The organism is Catellatospora sp. KI3 (assembly GCF_029948125.1).
Classification (GTDB): Bacteria; Actinomycetota; Actinomycetes; order Mycobacteriales; family Micromonosporaceae; genus Catellatospora.
Genome location: NZ_JASAMB010000038.1, coordinates 11,674 through 37,169 on the forward strand (window position 1 = coordinate 11,674; position 25,496 = coordinate 37,169).

Consider the following 25,496-nt stretch of genomic DNA (forward strand, 5'->3'; position numbering starts at 1 on the left):
GGGGTGGTTCAGAGCAGGGGCGGGCGGGTGCCGCCCGCCACGGCGGCGGCGATCGGGACGGCGAAGCCGACGCCGATGAAGGTGCCCGCGTCGGTCGGGTTGGCCAGGGCGACCACGATGCCGATGGTCTGCCCGCGGTCGTTCACCAGCGGACCGCCCGAGCTGCCCGGATTCACCGCCGCGTCGAACTGGATCAGCCCGTCGAGCTCGCCGGCGTCCTCGGTCTTGATGGAGCGGTTCAGACCCGACACCACCCCGGTGGTGGTCGAGCCGGTCAGGCCGAGCTGGTCGCCGATGGCGATGACGGTGTCGCCGATCGCCCCGCCGCTGCCGAGCACCGCCGGGACCAGCAGCTCGGGCAGCTCGGCGGGCGTCAGCGAGGCGATGTCGCGACTCGGGTCGCTGCCGGTCACGGCGGCCTTGGTACGGGTCCCGTCGGCGAACACGACCTCGATGAGCGTGGCGCCGCGCACCACGTGCAGCGCCGTCAGGATGGTGCCGTCGGCGTTGGTGACCACGCCGGTGCCGCTGGCCTCCTCGGTCCCGCCCTGCTTGTCCTTCGCCTGGACGTGGACGGAGACCACCGAAGGCAGCAGCGCGTCGTGGATCTCGGCGATGGTTGGCGGCCGCTCGGCCGACTTCGACGGGGACGGCTTCGCCGCCGGTACCCCCGATGTGGACGCACCCCACTGGAAGGCCGCGACCGCCGTGACCAGCAGCACCAGCGCGGCGGCCGCGGCGAGCAGCGTGCGGGGGCGCCGCCGGTGCCAGGGGACCGGCGCGGGCGCCTGCTCGGGCTCGGTGCTGACCGGCGCGGGGGAGCGCGGCGGGGCGGCGTCGACGGGGCGTCGGCTCTGCATCACCCGAGCCTATGGGTGTTTGCTCAAAACTCGGTAGGAGCCGGTGGCCCGGATCTGGCGGCCGCCGCCGGGACCTGGGACGCTGTCGAGATGGATCAGCTGCGTATCGGGGTGCTCGGCGCCGCCCGGATCAACCGGAACGGCATCGTCAACCCGGCGCGCTCCGTGCCCGAGGTGACCGTGGCGGCGGTGGCCGCCCGCGACCCTGACCGGGCCCGCGAGTTCGCCGCCAGGCACGGCGTGCCCAGGGTGCACCCCGACTACGCGACGCTGCTGGCCGACCCGGACCTGGACGCGGTCTACATTCCGCTGCCCAACGGCCTGCACGCCGAGTGGACGCTGCGCGCGATCGAGGCCGGTAAGCACGTACTGTGCGAGAAGCCGCTCACGTCCAATGCCGACCAGGCCCGCGAGGTGCAGGCGGCCGCGGACCGGTCGGGCCTGGTGGTGATGGAGGCGTTCCATTACCGGTACCACCCGCTGATCCGCCGGGTGGAGCGGCTGCTGGCCGACGGCGCGATCGGTCCGGTGCGGCACGTCCGGACCGCGATGGCCTTTCCGCTGCCCCGATTCGGCGACATCCGCTACGACCTCGCCCTGGCCGGGGGCGCGACGATGGACGCGGGCTGCTACGCGATCCACCTGCTGCGCCTGCTCGGCGGCGCTGAGCCGCAGGTGGTGTCGGCGACGGCGAAGCTGCGCTCGCCCGGCGTGGACCGGGCCATGACGGCGGTGTTGCGGTTCCCCGACGGCGCCACCGGCGAGATGACCGCCAGCATGTGGTCGTCGAAGCTGCTCAGCTTCGCCGCGAGGGTGACGGGCGAGCGCGGCTCCATCCGCATCCCGCTGTACCTGATGCCGTCGGTATGGCCCCGGTTCACGCTGGTGCGCGACGGGCGGCGGTCGGTGGAGGCGGTGCCGGGCGAGGCGACGTACACCCATCAGCTGCGCGCGTTCGCCGACGCGGTGCTGCGCGGAGCCCCGGTGCTCACCCCGCCCGCGGACTCGGTCGCCAACATGGCCGTCATCGACGCGGTGTACCGGGCCGCCGGCCTCGAACCGCGCCCCTGACCCCCACCCACCTCGATCAACTGAGTCGCCGGGCAATCGGAGGTATCCGAGCCGGTCGAGTGCCCCATTGCCGGGCAACTCGGCTGGGCTCGGCGGCCGTTGGCGGTCACCGCGCCGACAGCGGTGGCGCCCAGCGCCAGGGCCACCCCGGTGACCTGCGCCGGAGTGAGCGACTGGCCCAGGGCCAGCCAGCCGACGATCACCGCGGTGACCGGGCTGAGCAGGCTGAGGAACGCCGCCGAGGCGGCCGGCATACCATCCAGTCCGCGCCACCACAGCCAGTACGCCAGTGCCGTGCCGACCGTGGCGAGGTAGCCGTATCCGGCCAGGTTCACCACGCTGAGCTGCGGCGGCAGGCCTTCGACGGCCAGCGCCAGCGGGACGATGAGCAGGCCGCCCACGGTTAGCTGCCAGGCGGTCAGGGTCAGCGGGCCGACGCCGTCGGGCCTGCCCCAGCGCTTGGCCAGCACCGTGCCGGCGGCCATCGAGCCCGCCCCCACCAGGCCGGCGACCAGGCCGAGGACGTCGAACCCGGCCGACTGCGGCCGCAGCACCACCAGCGCCACCCCGGCCACCCCGGCCACCCCGAGCAGCCCCGCCGCCACGGCGCGGGGGCGGGCCGACTGGCCGAGCAGCGCGGCGGACAGTCCGATCACGAGCAGCGGCTGCACCGAGCCGAGCACCGCGGCCACCCCGCCGGGCAGCCGGTATGCGGCCAGGAACAGCAGCGGGAAGAACGCGCCGATGTTGAGCGTGCCGAGCGCGGCCGCCCGCCACCACCAGGAGCCGCGGGGCAGGGTGCGTACCGCGGCGAGCAGGAGCAGCCCGGCGGGCAGCGCCCGCAGTGCCCCGGTGAGCAGCGGCCGACCGGGTGGCAGCAGCTCGGTGGTGACGATGTAGGTGGTGCCCCAGGTCAGCGGGGCTAGGGCGGTCAGCAGGAATACGGAGGTGCGGGACACGACGTCCTCCCCGGTAGCTCGTGTATGAGTAACTTAGCACTAAGCTAGTTAGTTGCAAGCTAGTTAGTGAGCTGTGAGGCATGGCATACTGACCGCATGCTCAAGGACGGTGTCGACGCGATCGGCGACCAGTGGCGCGCGGAGCGCCCGGACCTCGGCGACCTGCTGCCGATGGAGCTGTTCGGTCGCGTCTACCGCATCGCCGCCCTGATGGCCGAGCGGGTCGAGCGGGTGTACCAGCCGTTCGGCATCAGCCGCGCCGAGTTCGACGTGCTGGCGACGCTGCGCCGCTCCGGCGATCCCTTCAACCTGTCGCCCAAGCAGCTGTCCGACACGCTGATGCTCACCACCGGCGGCATGACCGGACGGCTGGACCGGCTGGAGAAGGCGGGGCTCGTGGAGCGGCAGCCCAACCCGGACGACCGCCGCTCACTGCGGGCACAGCTCACCCCGTCCGGAAAGGACACTGTCGACCGGGCCGTGGCGGTAGGGCTGGAACTGCAGCGTGAGCTTGTGGCCAAGCTGTCGCCCGCCGACGCGCGCCGCCTGGCGGACCTGCTGCGCCAGCTGCTCGCCGTCGTGGGTTCCTGAGCCCCGCTAGGCTGCTGGGCGTGACGAGCGTGCTGATCCTGCCCGGTTTCGAGAACTCCGGGCCCGCCCACTGGCAGACCGCGTGGGAACGCGAGCACGGCTTCGTCCGGGTCGAGCAGGACGACTGGTTCACGCCGCTGGTCGGCGACTGGGTGCGTACCCTCGACGAAGCTGTCACGGCCGCGTCCGGACCGGTGCTCCTGGCCGCGCACAGCCTCGGCTGCGTCACCGTCGCGCACTGGGTCGCCGGTGGCGCCGACCCCGCCAAAGTGGCCGGGGCGCTGCTGGTCGCCCCGGCCGACATCGACACCGCCGACGTGCCGCCGCTGTTCAACTTCCGGCCGGTGCCGCTGGTGCCGCTGCCGTTCCGGAGCATCGTGGTCGCCGGTGACGACGACCCGTGGGCGGCCCTGCCGCGCAGCGAGCAGTTCGCCACCGCGTGGGGGTCGCGCCTGGTCGTGGTGCCCGGCGGCGGCCACCTCAACGCCGACTCCGGCCTCGGCTCGTGGCCCCAGGGCCTGGCCCTGCTCGACGAACTGCGGCCCTAAGCGGGAACCGGGCGGCTCGGGTCGGTGGCGAGCTTGACCGCGATCAGGCCCAGCAGCGAGCCGGTGACGTAGCGCTGGATGCGCAGCCAGCTCGGGCGGCGGGACAGGAACGCGGCGATCGCGCCAGCCGCGAGCACCAGCGCCGAGTTCACCGCGAGGCTGACGCAGATCTGCACGCTGCCCAGCTGCAGGCTCTGCCACAGCAGGTGACCGGCCTGGACGTCGATGCTGCGGTTTCGGGGAAAGTGCGCGAATCTTGGCGCGGATTCCTGCACTTTCCCCGAAACTGCACCAAGCCGGGGCCGGTGGCGGGGCGGCTCAGCGGGTCATGCAGGTGGCGTCCTCGCCCTGGTACACGATTCGGCCGCGCATGACGCCGCTGTAGAAGGACCAGTACGACGGCTCCGTGTTCTCGATCCGCTGCTCGATGAGGCGGTGGAGCCCGGGGACCTGCGCCATGGGCACGCCCTGGTGGAAGTGGTGGGCGGTGTGCAGGTCGTTGCCGTTGGTGTACCACTTGGCGAACCAGCCGGCGTAGACGGTGCGGGTGTTGGACAGCACGTTGGGGTCCGACTGGGTGTTGAGGCCGAAGTGCTCGGGCAGCTCGACCAGGAAGTGCGCCGGCTCGGCGACCAGCAGCGCGGGCAGGACCCAGACCCACAGCAGGTACGCGTCGCGGGTCAGCACGGTGAACACGATCGCGGCGGCGAGGGCGGCGCCGATGCCGAGGTACTCGGTGCGGATCTTCTTGGCGGCCAGCGGCTTGGTGACCCGCGGGTTGGTGCGCCCGATGAGGCTGCGGCCGATGTCGCGGAAGACGTCGAGGTACCGGCCGAGGTGGTAGCAGGCGGCGATGAACCCCGGCACGCTGCCCAGTCCTTCGAAGCGGTAGTTGAAGAACTCCTGGTTCTGCGGTGTGCCCAGGTAGGCGTGGTGGCGCAGGTGCTCGTACTTGTAGTGCCAGTAGGAGCTCATCATCGGCACGCCGCACAGGTAGCCCACCAGGCGGTTGAGCCAGCGCTGCGGGTAGGCGTGCTCGTGCAGGCACTCGTGCTGCAGTTCCACCAGGTGGGCGTACATGAGGCCGAGCACCGGCACGGTGATGGCGATCGTCCACCAGGCGGGCCGGATCGCGACCGCGGCCCAGCAGGCCGCGATGACCGCCACCGGCACGAGGAACTTGACGGTGAACAGCAGGGGGCGCTTGACGAACAGCTGTTCGGGCAGGTCGCGGCGGATGTCCGCACCGCGTACCGGTGCCAGCAGCACCCTCGCGGGCTCGTCGAATACGGGGTCTTCCGTGGCGGTTGTCGTGCTCATGATTCACACCTCCGGTTGACCACCCTGGTGCACGGGGGTACCAGAAGTCAACACACTTCTATATTTAGATCTGTACTATGTCGAAGTCCGATCCGGGGATAGCATGCCCGCTGTGGACGAGACCCTGGACCCGCCTTCCTTCGACGAACTGCGCAAACTCGGGCACCGCATGGTGGACGACATGTTCGGCTACCTGGAGGGTCTGCGCGAGCGGCCGGTGTGGCAGCCGATGCCCGACGAGGTCCGCGCCCGGCTGCGCGAACCGCTGCCGCTGCGGCCGCAGGGCGCCGAGCAGGTCTACGCCGACTTCACCGACCTCGTGCTGCCCTACGTGACGGGGAACGCCCACGCGCGTTTCTGGGGCTGGGTGTGCGGCAACGGCACCGGCATGTCGATGCTGGCCGAGCTGCTCGCCGCGACCGTCAACTCCAGCGTCGACGGCTTCGACGACGCCGGCACGCATGTCGAGGGCCGGGTCATCGAGTGGCTCAAGACCATGCTCGGGTACCGGCCGGAGGCCAGCGGCGTCCTGCTGAGCGGCGCGTCGATGGCGAACCTGGTCGGGCTCACCGTGGCACGCAACAACCTGCCGGGGCACGACATCAAGGCGCGGGGCGTCACGCGGCCGCTGACCGTCTACGGCTCGGTGGAGACGCACTCGTCGGTGCGCAAGGCCGTGCAGATCCTGGGGCTGGGCACGCAGGCGCTGCGGACGGTCCCGGTGGATGCGCAGTACCGGGTGGATGTGGGCGCGCTGGAGGCCGCCATCGCCGCGGACCGCGCGGCCGGGGCCACCCCGATGTGCATCGTGGGCAACGTCGGCACGGTCAACACCGGTGCCATCGACGACCTCGTCGCGCTGGCCGATCTCGCCGCCCGCGAGCGGATCTGGCTGCACGTCGACGGCGCCTTCGGTGCGTGCGCCGCGCTCTCACCCGAGCTGCGCCCGCTGCTGCCCGGGCTGGAGCGCGCCGACTCGCTCGCGTTCGACCTGCACAAATGGATGTACTTTCCGTATGAGGCGGGCTGTGTGCTGGTGCGCAGCGACGCCGAACACCGCGCGGCCTTCCGGTACGACGCGGCGTACATGGCGCCCAACACGCGCGGCATCGCGGCGGAGCGGGGCCAGCAGTTCACCGAGTACGGCCCCCAGCTGTCGCGCGGTTTCCGCGCGCTGAAGATCTGGATGGGCCTCAAGGAGCTCGGTGTGGACCGGTTCCGCAGCCTGATCGAGCAGAACGTCGAGCAGGCGCGGTACCTGGCCGCGCTGGTCGAGGCCCATCCCGAACTGGAGCTGCTCGCGCCCGTGTCGCTCAACGTGGTGTGCCTGCGCTACCGGGGCGAGGGTGGGCTCGACGACGACCGGCTCAACGACCTCAACCGGGAGCTGCTGGCACGCCTGCAGGAGAGCGGGGTGGCCGTGCCCTCGCACACGATCCTGCGCGGGCGGTACGCGATCCGCTGCTCCATCACCAACCACCGCAGCCGCCGATCCGACTTCGAGCTGCTGGTGCACGAGGTGGCGAGGCTGGGGCGGTCGCTGTGATCCCCGGCGAGTCCAAACTGGAGCGCTTCTTCGCGCGGTACGAGTTCAGCGTGCGGCACATCCTGGGCGCCTCCGACGTGGACGGCTACCCGCTGGGCGAGCTGCTGGCCCTCGCCGACGACGACGCGGCGCGGCGGTGGCACGACCTGACCCTCGGCTACACCGAGACCACCGGGCACCCCGCCCTGCGCGCGGCGATCGCCGACCGGTACGACAAGGTGTCGCCCGACGAGGTGGTGGTGTGCGGCGGGGGCGCGGTGGAGGCGCTGTTCCTGCTCGTCCACGCGCTCATCGAGCAGCACTCGCACCTGGTCGTGGTGTGGCCCGCGTTCGAGTCGCTGCACCGGGTGGCGCAGGCCGCGGGCGCGGCGGTCACACTCGTGCCGCTGCGGGCGCACGACGGCTGGGAGCTCGACCTCGACGCGGTACGCGCGGCCCTGCGCCCGGACACGGGCGCCATCGTCGTGAACTACCCGCACAACCCGACCGGCGCGCTGCCTGCCCCCGCCCGCTTCCAGGAGCTGCTCGACCTGGCTCGGGAACGCGGCATACGGGTCGTGTCCGACGAGGTCTACCGGGGTACGGAGTTCGACCCCGCGACCCGGCTGCCGGCCGCCGCCGACGTGGACGCGTCATTCGTCAGCCTGGGCGTGATGTCCAAGGCCTACGGCTTGGCCGGGCTGCGCATCGGCTGGCTGGCCTGCCGCGACCGCGCACTGCTGGCCCGCGTCACCGCGATGAAGGACTTCACCAGCGTGTGCGCCTCGGCCCCGGCGGAGATCCTCGCGCTGATCGCACTGCGCGCGCACGACCAGGTGACCGGGCGGTGCATGGACATAGTGCGCGGCAACCTGGCCCACGTCGACGCCTTCTTCGCCCGGCACGCGGACCTGTTCGAGTGGATCCCGCCGCGAGCCGGCACGGTCGCCTTCCCGCTGCTGCGCGCGCCCGTGCCGATCGACGAGTTCGTGCACGAGCTCATCGAGCAGGAGGGCGTCATGCTCCTGCCCGCGAGCGTGTTCGACCATACCGAGAACCGCTTCCGCATCGGGCTCGGCCGCAGCGACCTGCCCGCAGCCCTGGCCCGGCTCGAGTCCTACCTCAGCCGCCGCTGGCGTAGCCGAGCATGACGACTCCCGCGAGCGCGCTGACGATGGCGAACGCCTGATGCCAGCGCAGCCGTTCGCGCAGCAGGAGCATGGCCAGCGTGACGGTGATGACGGGATACATCGACGCGAGCACCGCAGACGGGCCGAGCTGCCCGAGCGTCGAGGACGTCGCGAACAGGATCTCCGCCAGGCCGTCGGTGACACCGATCGCGGCCAGCGCGAGCAGTGTCGGCGGCGTCAGGCCGAGCGGGCCGGCCATGCGGCCGGAGCCGCGCCAGTAGGCGACGAACGCGATGCTCACCACGCATGCCGTCGTGCGGGTGAACAGCGTCGCCCAGTAGGGGTCGGTGTGGCTGGCGTAGTCGAGCAGGGTGAAGAAGGTGCCCACGGAGATCGCCGAACCCAGGGCCAGCAGCCCGCCGGCCACCAGACTGCCCTTCTGCTCGGTCGACCCCCGCTCCCACGAGGCGCCGAGCGCCCCGGCGAGCGCGAGTGCGATCCCGACCCAGGTGAGTGCGGTGGACGGGTCGTGGCGGATGAGCCCGACCACGACCGGCAGCGCGGCGCCGCTCGCCGCGATCGGTGCGACCACGGCGATGTTGCCCCGTGCCATCGCGAGGTAGAGCAGGCCGAGCGCGCCGAGCGAGGCCACCCCGGCGGCGATCGAGGCCCACAGCCGCCCGTCGTGCGGCATCGGCTGGTAGTTCAGCGCGAGCCCGAGAAACAGCACCGACATGCCGGTGGTCTGCGAGACCGCGAGTACGACGGCGACCGGCAGTGCGCGGGTCTTGATGCCACCGAGGAAATCCGAGACCCCCCATGCGGCGCTGGCCAGCAGGGCCAGCACGAACCCGGTCAGCATGAGCGTCTCCTGAAAGTCATAGATGTAGATGCTACGATCTAGTGATGTCGAATGCCGCCCCGGGCCCAGCAATGGATTACGAGGAGTTCCGGAAGCTGGGTCACGAGACGATCGATCTGATCACCGATTATCTGGCGACCATCCGGGACACGCCGGTCTTCCAGCCGCTCACGCCGCAGCAGCGGGCCGGGTTGAGCCAGCGCCCGCTGGGTGACCTGCCCGACAGCCCGCGCGACATCCTCCACGAGGCGGTATCCGACATCCTGCCCTATGCCATGGGCAACGGGCACCCGCGCTTCTTCGGCTGGATCAATTCGCCGCCCGCGCCCATCGGCGTGCTCGCCGATCTGCTCGCCGCAGCCCAGGGTGCGGCGTGCGACGTGGGCGACATCGCGCCGCTGTGGTTGGAGCGGACGGCGGTGGCCTGGCTGTCGGAGATCGTCGGATACGACCCGCAGACCACGATGGGCATCCTCGTGAGCGGTGGCTCGGTGGCGACCCTGACCTGCCTGACGGTCGCCCGGCAGCACTGCGCCGAAACGGACGGCTGGGATGTGCGGCGCGACGGCCTGTCCGGCGACCGGCGCATGCTGACCTACATCACCGAGCAGACGCACAGCTCGGTGCGCAAGGCCGTGGAGCTGCTGGGCCTGGGCAGCGCGTCGATCCGCATCGTGCCCACCGACGACGAGCTGCGGATGGACGCGGCCGCGCTGGAGCGCATGGTGGCGCAGGACCGTGCCGCCGGCGCGCGCCCGTTCTGCGTGGTGGCGACCGCCGGCACGACCAACACGGGCGCGGTGGACCCGCTCGCCGACGTCGCCCGCGTCGCGCACGCCGCGGGCATGTGGCTGCACGTGGACGGGGCCTACGGCGCGGTCGCGGCAGTGCATCCGGAGCTGCGTGGCACGTTCGAGGGCCTGGCGCAGGCCGACTCGATCACGATGGACCCGCACAAGTGGCTCTCCGTGCCGATCGAGTGCGGTTGTGCGCTGGTGCGCGATCGGGAGCTGATGCGGCGCACGTTCAGCCTCGTTCCGCCGTATCTGCGCACCGAGGAGGGCAAGGGCATCGGCGGGCCGCCGTCCTATGCGGAGTACGGCATCCAGCAGACGCGCGGCTTCCGGGCGCTGAAGGTGTGGATGGTGCTGCGCCACGCGGGGCGGCAGGGGATCGTGGACCTGGTGACCCGCAACGTCGCGCTCGCGCGGCTGCTGGCCGGGCTCGTGGACCAGACGCCCGGTCTCCGGCTCGCCGCCAAGCCGCAGCTCGCCGTCGTGGCGTTCCAGTACGTGCCCGCCGACGGCGACGACACCGATCGGGTCAACGCCGTCAACCGTGCGCTGGAGCATGCGCTGCAGACCGACGGGCGGACGTTCGTGACCGGCACGGTGCTGGGCGACCGGTTCGTGCTGCGCGCCTCGGTGCTGCACTACGCCACCAGCGAAGAGGATCTGCGCGAGCTGGTGAGCACGGTATGCCGCATCGGCGCCGAGGTGGAAAAGGAGACCCTGGCCGGATATCTCTCCCAGCGGGCCCACTTCTAGCCGCCGCCCGGATCGGCAGGCATGCTGTGGGCTCGTTCGGTGGTACGCCGTGGGACGACGAGTGGAACCCCGAACGTGTCTGTCGCAGCGTCGCTTGGAGGTGATGTGTCGCACTCCGGGGTTACCCTGAGCGGGACGGTACTGAGGCGCGTGTGAGGAACGCATGACCACTCCCACCGAACTGGCCGGCATTATCGAATTCCAGCTCCAGCGCCTTCGTGCACAGAATCGCCATCATGACTTCGAACATCTGTGCCGCAATCTTGTCCGCGTCAGGATCGCCAGTAACATTCTGCCTGCGACGGGGCCCGTCGCCGGAAGCGGCGACAAGGGGCGCGATTTCGAGACCTTCCACACCTATCTCGCTCGCAGCCTGGACAAGTCCAGCGCTTTTGTGCGGACAGCGGCGGCCGATAGGGTGGTGTTCGCCTGTACCGTCCAACAAGGAGCGATACCGGCGAAGGTCAGGGCCGACGTCGATGTCATCTGCGCGGCGGGAACTCCCGTGCATCGCATCTACTTCTTCTGCACCGAGCCGGTCAAGGTCGCTGATCGCCACAACCTCCAGGCGTGGGCTGCAGAGGCGCACCAGGTGGCGCTCGAGATCATTGACGGTCCGTCCATCGCGGAGCTGCTCAGCGATCAGGACGTCTTCTGGATAGCAAAGCAGTACCTGCACATGCCAACTGCGCTTTCCCCCTCCACTGCCCCGGAACAGGTGGCGCCCAGGACTCGTCGAACCTCGATTCGGCAGGCCGACCACGAAATGGCGCGTGCTATTGATCTCCTCGCCACGCACACGGCAGTTTCTCCTGAAGAGATGACACCGCTGGACTTCAGGGCGGCGTTCGCTGCCGACCTCGCCTCCCTCTACCGCATGGCACGGCGTCCAGATATCGGCGCCGTGGCCGAGCACCTGGGCATAGAGGAAAGGAAGGTCACCGCATACCTCTCCGGAATGCATCTGCCGAGCCGCACGCAAGTCGGTGCCATGGTGCGCGTGCTAGCCGATCACGCACGCAGCATCGGAATCGAGGTTCCGCCCGACCTCGTCGACATTCCCGCCTGGGAAAGAAAATGGCGAATCGCTAAGAAGCGGGGCATGCAGAAGATTCTGATAAACAAGGTTGTCGGGCCCCGCCGACGGACACCTGGACATGGAATCGCCGCACCGGACGAGTGGCATCCGGAGGCTGACGGAACGCGGAGCGGTGATGACGCGGGTCAGTGAGCCGGTAGCGGTGTCATCTGCCGCGTCGTGAGGCGTTAGCGAGGTCGGTTGCCTGGCCGGATAGAGTTCCAAGCCGGATGGATGGTGACCCCGCTGATCAGCTGGAGGAACACTTGGCGCTTGAACTGGGCTTGTGGCGCGTTGACGGTGATCCTGTCCGGCTCGCGCATTCGAACATCCCGCTGGAGAAGAAGCTCGAGGACCTGATCGAGCAAGACCCAGACATTCTCGGCGCGCCTTTGCTCATCATCGGCCGCCAGGTGCCGACTGCGTATGGCAAGTTTCTCGACCTGCTGGCAGTCGATGGTGACGGCGCGCTCCACGCGATCGAGCTCAAACGCGATCGAACGCCACGAGACGTAACGGCTCAGGTACTCGACTATGGATCCTGGGTCCAGCAGCTGACCCACGAAGACGTCATACAGATCTTCGCGACCTACCGGGTGGGCATTTCGTTCGAGCAGGCCTTCGCCGACAGGTTCGAAGTCGCACCGCCGGAGGCAGTGAACACCGGACACGTGCTGACCATCGTGGCTGCTGACATGGACCCGGCGACCGAGCGGATCATCAACTACCTCGCCGGCTTCAGGGTACCCATCAACGTGGCGCTCTTTCGCCACTTCACCGACGGCGAGCGGTCCTACCTGGCTCGTACCTGGCTCCTGTCAGAGGTTGCGAGCCCGGAAGCGGGTACCAACCGGCAGGGGACCAAAGAGCCGTGGAACGGTCAGGACTGGTACGTGTCCTTCGGGGAAGAGGCGGGGATCCGGTCGTGGAAAGATGCTCGAACTTACGGGTTCGTGTCCGCAGGCGGGGGTGAGTGGTACTCCCGCTCGCTGCGGACGTTGCCGGTCGGAGCGCGGATCTTCGTTTACATCCCACGGCGTGGTTATGTCGGCGTAGGGACGGTCACCGGTGAAGCCCAGCCGTTCGAGACTGTCGCGCTGCAAGTCGGCGATGCGACCGTGCGCATGGCGGGTCTGGATCTTGGGGCGGGCTACCGTCATGCGGTCGATGGGCCGGGTCGGGAGGAGTTCGTCGTGCCCGTGACTTGGGAGCACACTCTTGACCAGGCGGACGCCTTCTGGCAGAAAGGCATGTTCGCTAACCAGAACTCGGCCTGCAAGCTGCGTAATCGCTTCACGCTCGACCTGCTGACGGAGCGTTTCGGACTCGACGACTGACATCGACACTGCCTGGCACCTCGGTCGCGCGGCTACTTCCGACGGAGAACAGCCGGGCAGCGATGCGATGCCGTCTCGGCCGAACATCGCCGACGCGCTGCAGTTTCGGGGAAACTGCACGAATCTTGGCGTGGATTCGAGCACTTTCCCCGAAACTGCACGAATTCACGCGCTGCGCTGCGCCGCGCCGCGCCGCGCCGCGCAGCGCGTGGGCGACGTGTGAGTGACGCGGGCGTCAGGTGGCGGTCCGGGCGCGGCCGGTGGTGGAGGCGCGCACGCGCAGCTCGCAGGGGACGCGGATCAGCTCCTGCCGCTGCTCCTCGCCGTTGACGGCGGCCAGCAGGCGCTGCCCGGCGACTCGGCCCATCTCCAGCAGCGGCAGCGCGACCGTGGTCAGCGGCGGCCGCTGGTGCACGGCCAGTGAGCGGTCGTCGAAGCCGACGACCGCGACGTCCTCGGGGATGCGCAGGCCGCGCTCGTGGATCGCGGCGATGGCGCCGGTGGCCAGGTCGTCGCTGGCGCCGAAGATCGCGTCGGGCGGCGCGGGGGCGTCCAGCATCGCGCTGGTCAGCGTGTAGCCCTCCTCCGGCGACCATGAGGTCGCGTGGCGTACGAAGCCGGGCTCCAGCGCCACGCCCGCGGCGGCCAGGGTGGTGGTCAGGCCGTCGAGGCGGTCGGCCGTGGCCTCCCAAGAGGCGGGTCCGTTGATGAAGCCGATCCGGCGGCGGCCGAGGTCGATCAGGTGCTGGGCGGCCAGTGCGGCCCCGCCCCGGTCGTCGGGCAGCACGCTGGGCACGGGCTCGGCGGCGCCGTACTCGTAGAGGAAGACGTACGGGGTGCCGGGTAGGGGCAGGGCCGGGCCGGATCGGGGGCGGACCCGGTTGCCGGACATGATGATGAGGCCGTCGACCTGCCGGTCCAGCAGGCGGCGCAGGTGCTTGCGCTCCTTCTCCGGGTCGCCGTAGCTGTTGGCCAGCAGCACCGAGATGTCGTACGCCGAGGCGGCGTCCTCGACCCCGCGCATCAGCGCGTTGGTGAAGATCCCCTCCAGGTCGTCGGTGAGGATCGCGATGGTGTCGGTGTGCCGCGACCGCAGGCCGCGCGCGACGGCGTTGGGGCGGTAGCCGAGCCGGCCGATGGTGTCCAGCACCCGCTGGCGGACCTCGGCACCGACGTCGGGGCGCTCGTTGAGGACCTTGGAGACGGTGGCGGTGGAGACGCCCGCCACGGACGCCACGTCCCGGATCGTGACGCGGTCGGAGGAGCTGTGCGCTTGGGCCACCGGTCTCCTAATCGGTTTCGTAAACAGCGATAGGCGGGGACTCTAGCAGAAACCCGAGCCTGTGGTCTTGACACCGGATGGAAGCACTGTTGTAACGTTCCCTCCACGAAAACGATTAAGTAAACGTGGAAGGCGACGATGGCGCTGAGTGTATCGGCCGGAACCCGGCGGCGGCGTGGACCGCAGGCCCGCCGCCAGCGGCTCGGGCTGCTGTTCGTGCTGCCCGCGGTGCTGCTCGTGCTCGGCATCTTCGTGCTGCCGGTGATCGTCACCGGGGTGATGTCGTTCTACGACTGGTCGCTGCTGGGCGACCGGACCTTCGTGGGCCTGTCCAACTACGAGCGCCTGGCGGGGGACGTGCAGTTCTGGCAGAGCCTGGGCTTCACCACCCTCTACACGGTGATCGTCACGGCGGCGCTGCTGGTGGTGGGGTTCGCCCTGGCCCTGGCGGTGCGCAACCGCAGACGCGGCGTCGGCCTGCTGCGCACGGCGTACGTCATGCCGGTCGTGATCGGGTTCGCCACCGCGAGCTACCTGACGCTGTGGCTGCTCGACGACCGGATCGGCATCGTGCCCGACCTGCTGCGGCGGGTCGGCCTGGTGGACGGGAACGTGTCGGTGTTCAGCGACTTCTCCAGCGCGCTGACCGTCGTGGTGGTGCTGGTGGTGTGGAAGACCGTCGGCCTGACCATGCTGCTGCTGATGAGCGGCATGCAGGCCATCTCGAAGGACTTCTACGAGGCGGCGCAGGTCGACGGGGCCAGACCGGCGCGCATGTTCCGGTCCATCACGCTGCCGCTGCTGCGGCCGACCATCGGGCTGGTGCTGATCCTGACCGTGATCGGCAGCTACCTGGCCTTCGACCAGTTCTTCATCCTGACCCAGGGCGGCCCGGACAACCGCACCATCCCGGTGGTGTACCTGATCTACCGGGCGGGCTTCATCGACTTCAACCTCGGCTACTCGGCCGCGATGTCGATCGGGCTGATGGTCATCCTGCTCATCCTCACCAGCATCCAGCTGCTGATCGTGCGTACCCGGGAGGATTCGTGACCGCCCTCGCGACCACGCCGCGCGAGCAGGTTCGCCCGCGCCGCCGCCCCGGCCGCCCGCAGTGGCTGCCCGCGACCGCCTTCTACACCGTGTGCGGGCTGCTGGCGCTGCTGTTCGTGGCGCCGCTGGCCTGGCTGGTGGTGTCGTCGTTCAAGACCGGCGCCGAGTTCGCGCAGACCCCGCCGACGCTGCTGCCGACCGAGCCCAGCCTGGAGAACTACCAGCGGCTGCTGGACGCGGGCCTGGGGCGCAACGTGCTCAACAGCGCGCTGGTCACCGCGGGCACCGTGGTCGCGGCGACAGCGCTGGCGGTGCTGGCCGGCTACGGCTTCGCCAGGTTCCGGTTCCGCTTCCAGGGACTGCTGTTCCTGGTCGTCCTGTCCACCCTCATGATCCCGTTCCAGTCGATCGTCCCGTCCCTGTACGTGATCCTCGACGACCTGAACCTCACCAACTCGCTGCTCGGGCTGGTGCTGGTGTACACCGTGTTCGCCCTGCCGTTCGGCATCTTCACGATGCGCGCCGCCTTCGCGGCGGTCCCGGCGGCGGTCGAGGAGGCGGCGATCGTCGACGGTGCCGGCTCGCTGTCACTGCTGTGGCGGGTGCTGGTGCCGATCGTGGCGCCGGGGGTGGCCACGGTCGCCCTCTACTCCTTCTTCACCGCGTGGAACGAGTTCCTCGCGGCGCTCATCTTCACCACCCGGCAGGAGCAGTACACCCTCCCGGTCGTACTGGCCAACCTGCAGACCGGTGCCGGCGGCACGCTCAACTGGGGCGTGCTGGAGACCGGCGCGGTCTTCGCCGCGGTGCCCTGCATCGCGATCTTCCTCATCCTGCAGCGCTACTACGTCGCCGGGCTGACCGGCGGCGCCGTCAAGGGTTAGCACTTTCACAGAGGAGTCATAGAGATGTACGCAACGCCCCGGCACCGCCGGCTGGCGGTGCTGGCGGCCGCCCTCGTCGCGGCCAGCCTGACCGCCTGCGGCAACACCAGCACCCCCGAGGCCTCCGCCCCGGCCCAGCTCACCGGCTCCGGCCCCGCCACCCTGTGGGTCCGCGCCGCCGACGAGCCGATGGACAAGGCGCTGGTCGCGGCCTGGAACGACGCCAACCCCACCCGCAAGATCACCATGCTGACCGTGCCGGACGCGCAGTACGTGCAGAAGTACGTCCAGGCCGTCCGCAGCGGCGACGCGCCCGACCTGGCCGCGGTCGACATCGCCAACGTCAAGTCGCTGACTACCCAGCACCTGCTCACCGACATCACCGCGCAGGTGGACGCGCTGCCCTACAAGGCCGCGCTCGCCCCGGCCGGCGTCGACATCAGCAGCGTCGACGGCCACGTCTACGCGCTGCCGCACCAGCTCGACGTGTCGCTGCTGTACTACAACAAGACCCTGTTCACCAAGGCCGGTCTCGACCCGGCGAAGCCTCCGGCGACGCTGGACGCGCTGGTCGACGCCGCCCGGAAGATCACCGCGCTGGGGAACGGCACCTACGGGTTCTCGTTCGCGGGCAACTGCGCGGGCTGCAACGCGTACACCCTGCTGCCCTACATCTGGGCCAGCGGCGGCGACATCATGAACGCCGACGGCACCAAGGCGACCCTGGACGACCCGGCCGTGGCCGCGGCGCTCAACGCCCACAAGACCATGTGGGACGAGAAGCTCATGCCCGCGGCGGTCAAGGACGACAACGGCGCGACCTGGCTGTCCGGCTTCCAGTCCGGCAAGATCGGCATGATCGCGCTGGGCAGCTTCGCGGTCAGCATCTACAAGGCGCAGGCGGGCCTGGACTTCGGCGTCACGCCCATCCCCGGTACCAAGGGGACCTCGTCCTTCCTCGGCGGCGACGTCATCGGCATCTCCAAGGGCGCCAAGAACGCCCAGACCGCCTGGGACTTCATCGCCTGGAGCATGTCCGAGGACGTGCAGAAGACGGTGGTCGCCAAGACCGGCCAGCTCACCGTCCGGTCGGACACCGCCGACAACCCCTCGACCCAGGCCGAGCCGCGGCTGCTGACCGCCAACCAGCTCATCGCCCAGGCCAAGGTGCCGGTCACCGCGAAGTACAACTCGCTGTTCATCGACCCGACCGGTCCGTACCTGCAGTTCATCCGGGACTGGGTGTTCGTCGGGGACCCCGCCAAGGCCGTGTCCAACGGTCAGAGCGGTTTCGCCAGCCGACTCGGGTCCTGACCCGCACCCGCCCGTACGCCAGACAAACGCACTGCTAGGAGAACGAACCATGCAAGACCTGAGCTTCCGGTGGCCGCACGAGCGGTTCGACACCTCGCTCGGCCCGGTCAGCGTCCGGGTGCACACCGGCGAGAACGTCTACGGACTCGACCCGGACCGCCTGAACGTCAGCCGTCAGGGCGCCACCACCACCGTCGACGCAGACGGCCTGGTGTGGGCGGGCGGGCAGCAGCGCGGCCCCGGCCGGGTCACGGTCGAGTTCGACGAGCAGGAGTCCGGCGTACGGGTCCGGGTGCGCGCCGAGCACCTCGACGGCATCCGCTGCGTGGCGGTGGTGCTGCACGACCAGCCGACCGGTGACGTCACCGGCCTGCGCGAGGGCGACCTGCCGGTGCCGGTGACCGGCCGGGTCGTGCAGTACCCCAACGGCTGGTTCGACCTGGCCACGCCGCTGCTCGGCCTGCGCCGCCCGGACGGGGCGATCACGGTCGCCCGCAGCCTCGACACCCAGGTGCGCAGCAAGCGGTTCGCGGTGGTGCCCCACTTCGACGCCCCGGAGCTGTGCGAGTTCGAGCTGATCGCCGACGCCGACGCGGCCCGCCCCAGCGCCGTCTTCGAGGTGCCGGAGTGGGACCTGCGCCGGGTCGGCGACCTCGGGCAGGTGCTGGCCGAGCACACCGCCCACGTGCGGCAGGCCTACGACCTGCCCGCCTGGGAGCAGCGCACCGACGTGCCGGACTGGCTGCGCCAGACCTCGCTGGTGCTGTCGCTGAACGGCATGCACTTCACCGGCCGGGTCTTCCTCGACTACGACGGCATGCTCGACACGATCCGGCGCCTGTCGGAGCAGATCGACCCGCAGCGCATCCTGGCGTACCTGCCGGGCTGGGAGGGCCGCTACTACCGCTGGTACGGCAGGTTCGGCACCGACGAGCGGCTCGGCGGCCCGGACGGGTTCCGGCGGCTGATCGAGGGCGCGCACTCCCTCGGCGCCCGGATCATGCCGATGTTCGGCGCCAACGTGGCCGCCCGCGACCTGCCCGGCTTCGAGCACTGGGCCGCCCCCGGCCAGCTGCTCAACGCCAGCGGCCACCAGCCGATCGGGTCGGTCGACTGGGACGCCTCGCGCCACTTCGACCACTCGTGGGGCTCGCTGGTCAACCCGGCCTACGAGCCGTGGCGGCGGCACCTGGCCGAGCAGGTCGTGCGGCTGTACCAGGAGTTCGGCTTCGACGCCGCGTTCCTGGACATCTCCGCGATGTACAACAACGACCCCCGGGGCAGCACCACCGCGGGCCTGCGCGCCCTGGTGGAGCTGATCCGCCAGGACAGCCCCGACCTGCTGATCGCGGGCGAGGCCTGGTTCGACGGCATCGGCGGGATCATCCCGCTGGTCCAGGACGGGCACCGCGACACCGTGCCCACCCACCACGACCAGCCGGACCAGGCCCTGTTCACCGGCACCAACCGCTCCTTCGGGCACGTGTGCCTCGGCGATCCGGCGTTCGGATCCACCGGTGTGCACGAGGCGGGCTACAACCGCCACTGGCGGCTGCCCGTCCGCGAAGGCGTCATCCCCACCCTGACGGTCGTCGACGGCACCCTCGACGCCGCCCCCGAGCGCGTCGCCCTCGTCGTGCAGGACGCACACGAGTACGCCGCGAAGTTCCTGCACTGAACCTTCCCCCATACCCCCGCTCCCGGGAGGCCCTGCCATGCGCCGCACCGCGAGATCTTTGTCCGTCCTCCTCCTGCTGACCGCCACCGTCGCCGTCCCGGCCGCCGTCACCACCGGCGCCGGGGCGGCGGCGGCCCCCCTCACCCTGACCCGCGCGTCCTACCGCGACAAGACCCTCGCGGCGATCCTCGGCCAGGTCGGCGGGGTGCTCACCGGGTACGAGTACAAGAGCCCGAACCCGGAACCGACCGACACCTGCTTCAACCCGACCTACGGGCCCTACTCCGGCGACGCGCCCGCCTCCTGCTGGACGCCGAACGGCTACCCCGGCTACGACCGGCTCGGGGCACCGCACTTCTCGGCCGACCAGACCGGCAGCGACGACGACTACCACATCGACTTCTTCAACCAGCTCATCCTGGCCGACCACGGACCCGACGCCACCTACCAGGACATCAAGGACGAGTGGGTGGCCCACGACGTCGGCGACTGGGGGCCGGGCGACATCGCCAACGCGGCGATGCGCGACGACGGCCTGGTGCCGCCGCTGACCGGCCAGGCCGAGTGGGACCGGCACTACTGGCTCACCGAGCCCTACATCGAGAACGACACGCTCGGGCTGGTCGCGCCGGGCATGCCCGCGACCGCGCGGGACCTGGTCGGGCGGTTCGGCTCGGTCACCGGCGAGTTCGACTCGGTCGTCTGGGCCAAGCTGCTGGGCACCATGTACAGCCAGGCGTACTTCGCCACCGACGCGCGCGACGTGCTCGCCTCGGCGTCTGCGGTGCTGCCGCGCGACAGCTGGCCGTACCAGGTGTACCAGAAGGTCGTGGCCCTGCACGGCCAGAACGGCACCGACTGGCGGTGGGCGCAGGGGCAGCTGATGGCGTTCGTGCGCAACGTGTACGGCCAGGACAACGAGATGGCCATCCCGGACCGCAACAACGGCTCGATGATGATCGCCATCCTGTACGGCGGCAACGACTACCTCACCACGCTGAAGATCGCCTCGATCATCGGCAACGACGCCGACTGCACCGCCTCGGCCGTCGCCGGGCTGATGGGCATCCTCAAGGGCATGTCCGGCACGCCCCAGCAGTTCAAGGACCGCATCTACGCGGGCGGCGCCGGGCGCTACGTCAACGACCTCACCACCGGCTTCCCGCCCAACATCAAGAACGACTACCCGACCCTGCAGTCCTGGGACGACCTGGTCTCGCTGTACGAGTCCAACGCCGCCGCCCAGATCACCGCCCGGGGCGGCAGCACCACCTCGACCACGTTCAACATCTCCGGCCAGAGCGTCGACCCCGAGGTCACCATCCCGCTGAACAACTACGACTTCGAGCAGGGCACCCTGGCCGGCTGGACGAAGTGGACGCCTGGCGGCGACTCCGGCAGCCCGAACGCGTTCGCCGAGAGCAACGGCACCGCCCAGTCCGGCGCGTGGAAGGGCACCGTCTTCACCGACACCGAAGTGTCGGAGGTGAAGCTCTACACCACCGTCCGCGGCCTGCAGACCGGCGCCACGTACCGGGTCAGCGCCTTCATCCAGGGCGACCAGGCCGCCCGCCTGTACGCCGACGGCCTCTACACCTCGGCCGTGGGCACCTACGCGGTCACCAACCGCCAGTGGGTCCGCCGCACGATCGACTTCACGGCGACGGCCGCCACCGCCCAACTCGGCCTGCACCTGCCGCCCGGCCCGGCCGCGTTCGCCGCGATCGACAACCTCACGGTGCGCAAGCTGACGACCCCGACCACCACCCGGTACGAGGCCGAGTCGGCGACCCGCTCCGGCGGCCAGGTCCGCTCGGCGGCCACGGCCTCCGGCGGCCAGTACGTCGGCGGGCTCGACAACACCGGCGACTACGTCCAGTTCGCGGTGACCGTGCCGAGCGCGGGCGAGTACCAGCTGGCGGTGAACTACGCCAGCGCGGGTGCGGCCGTCGCCAAGCTCGACGCCTACGTCAACGGCTCGAAGAAGTTCACCGCGCCGTTCCCGCGTACCGAGTCGTGGGGCGTGTTCGCCCGCGACACGGTCCGCGTGCCGGTCACGCTGCCCGCCGGGAGCAGCACCATCCGGCTCCAGCGCGGCGGCGTCGGCTACGTCGAACTCGACTACGCCGACCTCGGCCGGGCGCCGGAACCGGTGTACGCCCCCGAGCAGCAGGCTTCGCTGGCCAACGCCGACTTCGACGCCGCCGGGGCGACGCAGACGCCGTCCGGGTGGGGCACCTGGGCCGGGGAGGCGGGCACCTCCGCCGACGCCGACTTCACCGAGGCGAACGGGTTCACCGGCGGCTACCGGCTCACCCAGTACAAGGCGAGCGCGTACGAGGTGTTCACCGACCAGACCGTCACCGGCCTGACCAACGGCACCTACACCCTCACCGTCCAGGCGGTCGGCGGCGGCGGCCAGAGCGGCGCCTACGTCAGCGTCAAGAACTACGGCACGGGCGTGCCCGAGCTGACCGCGCCCGTCCCGGCCACCGGCTGGCCCAACTGGCGACAGCTGGTCATCTCGGGGATCACCGTCACGAACAACCAGCTGACGATCGGCGTGTACTCGGCCGGCAGCGGCGGCCAGTGGCTGTCGGTCGACGCGTTCCGGCTGGTCCGCCAGTGACCTGACCCCGCGCGGCGGCCGCCTGGCGGTAGGCGGCCGCCGCCCCTGGAAAAGGAAGGGCCCCTTCTTATCGCTTTCCGCGGTGGAAGGGGCCCTTCTTAACGGCCCGAACCCGAGGCGGCGTGCCGCGGGTGTGCGGGCGGTGTGCGCGGGTCGTGCCCAACGGACGATCATGTACGTATGACCGACTTCATCCCGCCGCCCGCGCCGCGCCCGACCGTCACGTACGCCAACTGCACCGTCGCCGACCACGCCGGCTTCCGCCCGCTCCACCTCGACCTGCACCTGCCCGCCGGCGACGGCCCATTCCCGGTGGTGCTGTGGGTGCACGGCGGCGGCTTCGTCAGCGGCAGCCGGGTCTGGATGCCGGACTCGGTCGCGCCGCACCGGTTCCACGAGCGGCTGCTGGCCCGCGGCTACGCCGTGGCCGACGTCGACTACCGGCTGGCGCTGGAGGCGCAGTTCCCGGCGCAGCTCGTCGACGTGCAGGCGGCCATCCGCTGGCTGCGGCGCTACGCCGACCAGCTGAACCTGGACCCGAACCGGTTCGCGGCCCTCGGCGAGTCCGCGGGCGGGCACCTGGTGGCGCTCGCGGGGCTGGTGGGGGAGGGCGACACCGCGCTGCAGGCGGTCGTCAACTGGTACGGCGTGGTCAACCTCGAAGTGTTCGAGCGGGAGGACGACGAGGGCGGTCCCGACCCGGTCACGCTGCTGTTCGGCGGCCCGATCAGGGGGCGGCGCGAGTTCGTACGCTGGGGCAACCCGCAGTCGCGCGTGCACGCGGGCGCCCCGCCCTTCCTGAACATCCACGGCACCGCCGACGCGCTGGTGCCGTGCTCGCAGAGCGAGGAGTTCACCCGGGTGCTGCGCGAGCACGGCGTCCGGGCCGAGCTGATCACGGTGCCGGGTGCCGACCACTGCTTCGTCGGCCACGACGACATCGGCGGCCTGATCGAGGCCGGAGCCGACTTCCTCGACGACGTGTTCAAAGCGGCCTGACCGCGACACGCCGCCCCTCCCGGCGAGATTCCGCCCTTTCGCGTGGTTGGGGAGGTTTCAGGGGCGATGATCGACGAGTACGCCGGACGGGCCCGGGGTACATGACCGGTCGGAAGGGGGCGGTGGTGGACGGTGTCGAGGACTCCGAGCCGATGCGGGCGGCGTTCGACTCGCTGCTGACCAACGGCGAGATCCGCCCGCTGTTCCAGCCGATCGTCGAACTGACCACCGGCGACGTCGTGGCGTACGAGGCGCTCGCGCGCGGCCCGGCGGGCAGCATCTTCCACCTGCCCGCCGCACTGTTTCAGTACGCCGTCGCCGCCGGGCGCCTGGCCGAGCTCGACTGGATGTGCCGGGCCGCCGCCTGCCACTCCGCGATCGCCGGGCGGCTGCCCCGCGACCTCCCGCTGTTCGTGAACGTCGAACCGGCGACCCTGTCGATCCCGCCGCCGCCGACGGTCGTCGAGCACGTCACCGCGGCCATGCGCGAGCTGCAGGTCGTCTTCGAGATGACCGAGCGGGCGCTGGAAGGCGACGAGGCGGAGCTGGTGGCGGCAGTCGACTGGATCCGCCGCCGGGGCGGCCGGGTCGCGCTCGACGACGTCGGCGTACACCAGGCCAGCCTGTCGATCATGGCGCTGACCTCACCGGACATCGTCAAACTCGACCGCAGCATCACCCACGTCACCGACAGCAAGGTCGCCGACCGGGTCGTCGGGGAGGTGCGCGCCCACGTCGAGCGGACCGGGGCGGCGATCCTCGCCGAGGGCATCGAGACAGCCGGGCACCTCGCCCACGCCGTCCAGATGGGGGCGTCGCTGGGGCAGGGCTGGCTGTTCGGGCGGCCGCAGCCGCTGCCGGAGAAGTTCCCGGCTTCGTCGTACACCCTGCCGCGCATCACCTGGGCGGCCCAGATGCGTGAGATCCGGGAGTCCCTCAACGGCCGCTGACACCGCTGGGACGCCGCTTCGGGCCGGTAGGTGCAAGTTCGGGGAAACTGCACGAATGGGTGTCATGATTCGCTCACTTTCCGCGAAATTGCACCTAGGAACGGGCGTTGTGCACCCGCGTCGTGCGCCGCGGCCGAAGCTGTCCAGCGTCGGTCCAGCAAAATATCACGTCGTCAGGCTGTACCGGCCTCAGAGTGCGATCGGTTCATAGCTCAGGATCTCGTCAACGACCTGGTCCGGGCTCGGCTCGCGGGGCAGCCGCGCGGGTGGATGGAAGATTACGCTCGATGCACCCGGATGCACGGTGTTCGTGTCGAGCAGCAGCAGGTAGTAGTCGGTGTCCGGGCCGCCTGCCACGATCCGGCGGACCAGCTCCACCAGCTCGTCGCGGGTGACGTCCGGTACGCGCGGCCAGGACGGACGGGCGAGTTCCAGCGCGAACTCCTCGATGCTGCGCTCCGCGTCATACTCGACGAAGTCCCACAGCCCGCACGCGTGGCCGGTCGCCTCGTTGAAGGCGGCCACCGCGGCCTCGGCCTCCACCCGATCCCCGCTGAGGGCCAGGTCTTCCATGCGGTGGATCTCGGCACACAGCTCGGCGATCCGCTCCGGTGAGACGGGCGGGGGTAGCAGTTCGGGGCGAAGCTCCATGGCGGCATTGTGGACCAGCGAACCGTCTCCGACCGTGAGGACCCATACGTTGCGCACCTCAGCCCGTACGGGACTGCAGCAGGAGATGCCGGCGGACCCGTACGCCGTCTACCGGCACCTCGCGCTGCGCGAGTTCGGCACAGACATGCGTCTCGGGCTCAACCTGGCCTTCTACCGCACGTTCGCCGTGCCCGCGATCGCGCGGCTGCTGCTGGACACCGGTGAGCTGACCGAACGCACCCGCAAGCGCGCCGACGACACCGGCCTGTTCATGTACGAGCTGATCGCCCACGGCCCCGACCACCCGCGCGGCCGCCAGGTCATCGCCGCACTCAACCGGATCCACCGCGTCTACGACATCACCCGCGACGAGTACCGCTACGTCCTGGGCACCTTCGTCTTCATCCCGACCCGGTGGATCGACCGGTACGGCCCGCGCCGCCTGCGCGCCGACGAACGGGCGGCGACCTGGCACTTCTACCGCGAGGTCGGGCGGCTGATGGGCATCCGCGACCTGCCCGGCACCTGGGCCGAGTTCGAGGACTGGTTCAACGCGTACGAGCGCGCGAACTTCGGCCACGACGAGGCCGCGACCAGGCTCATCGACGCCACCCGCGACATCCTCGCCAACCGCTTCCCGCGGCCGCTGCGCCGCTTCGCCGCCGCGGCGGGTGACGCGCTGCTGGACGAGCCGGTCCGGCTGGCCCTGGGCGTGCCGCGCCCGAATCCGCTGGTCCGCGTGGTGGTGCACCTGCTGCTGCGGGCGAGTGGCCTGGTGCGCCGCCTGCGCCGTACCCCCGAGTCCTTCTTCACCCCGGGTCAGCCTTCCCGGAACTATCCGGACGGCTACGTCCTCGAGCAGCTCGGTCCGGATCCGGTCCGGTCGGTCGCGCGGCGCTGACCGCAGCGGCGAACCGCCGCTGGCGCCGGGGTCCTAACATCTCGTCCGTGGACGGCAGAGGGTACTGGCGGCGGTGGTGGCCTGCGGCTCGCCGCCCGGCACTGGTGATCGCGGTGCTCGGGCTGGTGTCCTACCTCCTCGGCTCGTGGCCCGCCGTGGAGATGTCCGTGGCGCAGGGGCCGCAGCCCGCCGCGGTGTGCCCGATGCTGCGGCCGCAGCTGCTGAATCTGGTGGTGCCGGGGCGGGTCAGCCAGCGCGACACCACCAGGCCGCTGAATCCGGAGTGGCCGGTCCGGGGCGCCTGGTGCGAGGTCGGCACGAACGCGT

23 protein-coding genes and 1 pseudogene are annotated in these 25,496 nt (G+C 70.5%); 17 read left to right on the plus strand and 7 right to left on the minus strand.

Features of this window, described 5'->3' with window-relative positions:
• Positions 1-8: 8 nt before the first annotated feature.
• Positions 9-860, minus strand: a complete 852-nt coding sequence (locus QEZ54_RS34335) for a trypsin-like peptidase domain-containing protein (RefSeq protein ID WP_281308948.1) — start codon at positions 858-860, stop codon at positions 9-11.
• A gap of 90 nt (positions 861-950) precedes the next feature.
• Here QEZ54_RS34335 and QEZ54_RS34340 point away from each other — a divergent pair.
• Positions 951-1,850: pseudogene (locus QEZ54_RS34340) on the plus strand (Gfo/Idh/MocA family oxidoreductase); the annotation flags it as partial.
• On the opposite strand, the gene QEZ54_RS34345 reads toward QEZ54_RS34340, so the two are convergent.
• Entirely contained in the window at positions 1,802-2,890 is a 1,089-nt protein-coding gene (locus QEZ54_RS34345; protein WP_281308949.1) for an EamA family transporter, read from the minus strand. The pseudogene QEZ54_RS34340 and the gene QEZ54_RS34345 sit on opposite strands and share 49 nt — an antisense overlap.
• A gap of 96 nt (positions 2,891-2,986) precedes the next feature.
• Between QEZ54_RS34345 and QEZ54_RS34350 the strand changes: the two genes are divergently transcribed.
• Positions 2,987-3,481: a MarR family transcriptional regulator gene (locus QEZ54_RS34350; protein WP_281308950.1), complete on the plus strand. Its 495-nt coding sequence runs from the start codon at positions 2,987-2,989 to the stop codon at positions 3,479-3,481.
• Positions 3,482-3,501: 20 nt separating this feature from the next.
• The gene (locus QEZ54_RS34355; protein WP_281308951.1) at positions 3,502-4,029 is read left to right on the plus strand and encodes an alpha/beta hydrolase; all 528 of its coding nucleotides are present in this window, start codon (positions 3,502-3,504) and stop codon (positions 4,027-4,029) included.
• Here QEZ54_RS34355 and QEZ54_RS34360 read toward each other — a convergent pair.
• Together QEZ54_RS34360 and QEZ54_RS34365 are read right to left on the minus strand one after the other, a co-directional pair.
• Complete coding sequence (locus QEZ54_RS34360; protein ID WP_281308952.1) at positions 4,026-4,304, minus strand: hypothetical protein; 279 nt, start codon at positions 4,302-4,304, stop codon at positions 4,026-4,028. The two genes, QEZ54_RS34355 and QEZ54_RS34360, sit on opposite strands and share 4 nt — an antisense overlap.
• A gap of 43 nt (positions 4,305-4,347) precedes the next feature.
• Positions 4,348-5,349, minus strand: a complete 1,002-nt coding sequence (locus tag QEZ54_RS34365) for a fatty acid desaturase (protein WP_281308953.1) — start codon at positions 5,347-5,349, stop codon at positions 4,348-4,350.
• Between the two features lie 112 nt (positions 5,350-5,461).
• On the opposite strand from QEZ54_RS34365, the gene QEZ54_RS34370 reads away from it, so the two are divergent.
• Positions 5,462-6,895: a pyridoxal-dependent decarboxylase gene (locus QEZ54_RS34370; protein WP_281308954.1), complete on the plus strand. Its 1,434-nt coding sequence runs from the start codon at positions 5,462-5,464 to the stop codon at positions 6,893-6,895.
• Positions 6,892-8,025 carry an aminotransferase class I/II-fold pyridoxal phosphate-dependent enzyme gene (locus QEZ54_RS34375; protein WP_281308955.1) on the plus strand — a complete coding sequence of 378 codons (1,134 nt, stop codon included), beginning with the start codon at positions 6,892-6,894 and terminating at the stop codon, positions 8,023-8,025. Before QEZ54_RS34370 ends, QEZ54_RS34375 begins: the two co-directional genes overlap by 4 nt.
• On the opposite strand, the gene QEZ54_RS34380 is transcribed toward QEZ54_RS34375, so the two are convergent.
• Positions 7,997-8,866 carry a DMT family transporter gene (locus QEZ54_RS34380; RefSeq protein WP_281308956.1) on the minus strand — a complete coding sequence of 290 codons (870 nt, stop codon included), beginning with the start codon at positions 8,864-8,866 and terminating at the stop codon, positions 7,997-7,999. The genes QEZ54_RS34375 and QEZ54_RS34380 overlap by 29 nt on opposite strands.
• 44 nt (positions 8,867-8,910) lie before the next feature.
• Between QEZ54_RS34380 and QEZ54_RS34385 the strand changes: the two genes are divergently transcribed.
• The 3 genes from QEZ54_RS34385 (at position 8,911) to QEZ54_RS34395 (ending at position 12,828) form a co-directional block, all read left to right on the plus strand.
• Positions 8,911-10,413 carry an aminotransferase class V-fold PLP-dependent enzyme gene (locus QEZ54_RS34385; protein WP_281308957.1) on the plus strand — a complete coding sequence of 501 codons (1,503 nt, stop codon included), beginning with the start codon at positions 8,911-8,913 and terminating at the stop codon, positions 10,411-10,413.
• 163 nt (positions 10,414-10,576) lie between these two features.
• Positions 10,577-11,644 carry a hypothetical protein gene (locus QEZ54_RS34390; protein ID WP_281308958.1) on the plus strand — a complete coding sequence of 356 codons (1,068 nt, stop codon included), beginning with the start codon at positions 10,577-10,579 and terminating at the stop codon, positions 11,642-11,644.
• Positions 11,645-11,721: 77 nt separating this feature from the next.
• Complete coding sequence (locus tag QEZ54_RS34395) at positions 11,722-12,828, plus strand: hypothetical protein (protein ID WP_281308959.1); 1,107 nt, start codon at positions 11,722-11,724, stop codon at positions 12,826-12,828.
• A gap of 235 nt (positions 12,829-13,063) precedes the next feature.
• Here QEZ54_RS34395 and QEZ54_RS34400 read toward each other — a convergent pair whose 3' ends face one another.
• Positions 13,064-14,110: a LacI family DNA-binding transcriptional regulator gene (locus tag QEZ54_RS34400; RefSeq protein ID WP_281308960.1), complete on the minus strand. Its 1,047-nt coding sequence runs from the start codon at positions 14,108-14,110 to the stop codon at positions 13,064-13,066.
• A gap of 138 nt (positions 14,111-14,248) precedes the next feature.
• Here QEZ54_RS34400 and QEZ54_RS34405 point away from each other — a divergent pair, with 138 nt between their 5' ends.
• The 7 genes from QEZ54_RS34405 (at position 14,249) to QEZ54_RS34435 (ending at position 23,617) form a co-directional block, all read left to right on the plus strand.
• Positions 14,249-15,163: a sugar ABC transporter permease gene (locus QEZ54_RS34405; RefSeq protein WP_281308961.1), complete on the plus strand. Its 915-nt coding sequence runs from the start codon at positions 14,249-14,251 to the stop codon at positions 15,161-15,163.
• Entirely contained in the window at positions 15,160-16,047 is an 888-nt protein-coding gene (locus QEZ54_RS34410; protein WP_281308962.1) for a carbohydrate ABC transporter permease, read from the plus strand. The genes QEZ54_RS34405 and QEZ54_RS34410 overlap by 4 nt, the downstream gene beginning before the upstream one ends.
• Positions 16,048-16,071: 24 nt before the next feature.
• The gene (locus QEZ54_RS34415; protein ID WP_281308963.1) at positions 16,072-17,361 is read left to right on the plus strand and encodes a sugar ABC transporter substrate-binding protein; all 1,290 of its coding nucleotides are present in this window, start codon (positions 16,072-16,074) and stop codon (positions 17,359-17,361) included.
• A 49-nt stretch (positions 17,362-17,410) separates the two neighbouring features.
• Positions 17,411-19,039, plus strand: coding sequence for a hypothetical protein (locus QEZ54_RS34420; RefSeq protein WP_281308964.1), 1,629 nt, complete (start codon positions 17,411-17,413; stop codon positions 19,037-19,039).
• Positions 19,040-19,097: 58 nt separating this feature from the next.
• On the plus strand, positions 19,098-21,668 hold the full coding sequence (locus QEZ54_RS34425; protein ID WP_281308965.1) for a CBM35 domain-containing protein: 2,571 nt from the start codon (positions 19,098-19,100) through the stop codon (positions 21,666-21,668).
• A gap of 180 nt (positions 21,669-21,848) precedes the next feature.
• Positions 21,849-22,667, plus strand: a complete 819-nt coding sequence (locus QEZ54_RS34430; RefSeq protein WP_281308966.1) for an alpha/beta hydrolase — start codon at positions 21,849-21,851, stop codon at positions 22,665-22,667.
• 125 nt (positions 22,668-22,792) lie between these two features.
• Positions 22,793-23,617, plus strand: coding sequence for an EAL domain-containing protein (locus QEZ54_RS34435; RefSeq protein ID WP_281308967.1), 825 nt, complete (start codon positions 22,793-22,795; stop codon positions 23,615-23,617).
• Between the two features lie 189 nt (positions 23,618-23,806).
• Here the strand turns inward: QEZ54_RS34435 and QEZ54_RS34440 are convergent, their stop codons facing one another.
• Positions 23,807-24,268 (minus strand): hypothetical protein, encoded by a 462-nt coding sequence (locus QEZ54_RS34440; RefSeq protein WP_281308968.1) that lies wholly within the window; start codon positions 24,266-24,268, stop codon positions 23,807-23,809.
• Between the two features lie 49 nt (positions 24,269-24,317).
• Between QEZ54_RS34440 and QEZ54_RS34445 the strand changes: the two genes are divergently transcribed.
• A complete protein-coding gene (locus tag QEZ54_RS34445) occupies positions 24,318-25,169 on the plus strand; it encodes an oxygenase MpaB family protein (protein ID WP_281308969.1) in 852 nt (283 codons plus the stop codon).
• A gap of 47 nt (positions 25,170-25,216) precedes the next feature.
• The coding region (locus QEZ54_RS34450) for a hypothetical protein (protein ID WP_281308970.1) at positions 25,217-25,496 on the plus strand (280 nt) is incomplete at its 3' end.

Excerpts from the sequence above, each read along its gene's own strand:
- QEZ54_RS34350 (WP_281308950.1), top strand. The coding sequence starts at position 2,987 with ATGCTCAAGGACGGTGTCGACGCGATCGGCGACCAGTGGCGCGCGGAG.
- QEZ54_RS34405 (WP_281308961.1), top strand. The coding sequence starts at position 14,249 with ATGGCGCTGAGTGTATCGGCCGGAACCCGGCGGCGGCGTGGACCGCAG.
- QEZ54_RS34335 (WP_281308948.1), bottom strand. The coding sequence starts at position 860 with ATGCAGAGCCGACGCCCCGTCGACGCCGCCCCGCCGCGCTCCCCCGCG.
- QEZ54_RS34440 (WP_281308968.1), bottom strand. The coding sequence starts at position 24,268 with ATGGAGCTTCGCCCCGAACTGCTACCCCCGCCCGTCTCACCGGAGCGG.
- QEZ54_RS34365 (WP_281308953.1), bottom strand. The coding sequence starts at position 5,349 with ATGAGCACGACAACCGCCACGGAAGACCCCGTATTCGACGAGCCCGCG.
- QEZ54_RS34430 (WP_281308966.1), top strand. The coding sequence starts at position 21,849 with ATGACCGACTTCATCCCGCCGCCCGCGCCGCGCCCGACCGTCACGTAC.
- QEZ54_RS34390 (WP_281308958.1), top strand. The coding sequence starts at position 10,577 with ATGACCACTCCCACCGAACTGGCCGGCATTATCGAATTCCAGCTCCAG.
- QEZ54_RS34415 (WP_281308963.1), top strand. The coding sequence starts at position 16,072 with ATGTACGCAACGCCCCGGCACCGCCGGCTGGCGGTGCTGGCGGCCGCC.
- QEZ54_RS34385 (WP_281308957.1), top strand. The coding sequence starts at position 8,911 with ATGTCGAATGCCGCCCCGGGCCCAGCAATGGATTACGAGGAGTTCCGG.
- QEZ54_RS34420 (WP_281308964.1), top strand. The coding sequence starts at position 17,411 with ATGCAAGACCTGAGCTTCCGGTGGCCGCACGAGCGGTTCGACACCTCG.
- QEZ54_RS34380 (WP_281308956.1), bottom strand. The coding sequence starts at position 8,866 with ATGCTGACCGGGTTCGTGCTGGCCCTGCTGGCCAGCGCCGCATGGGGG.
- QEZ54_RS34395 (WP_281308959.1), top strand. The coding sequence starts at position 11,722 with ATGGATGGTGACCCCGCTGATCAGCTGGAGGAACACTTGGCGCTTGAA.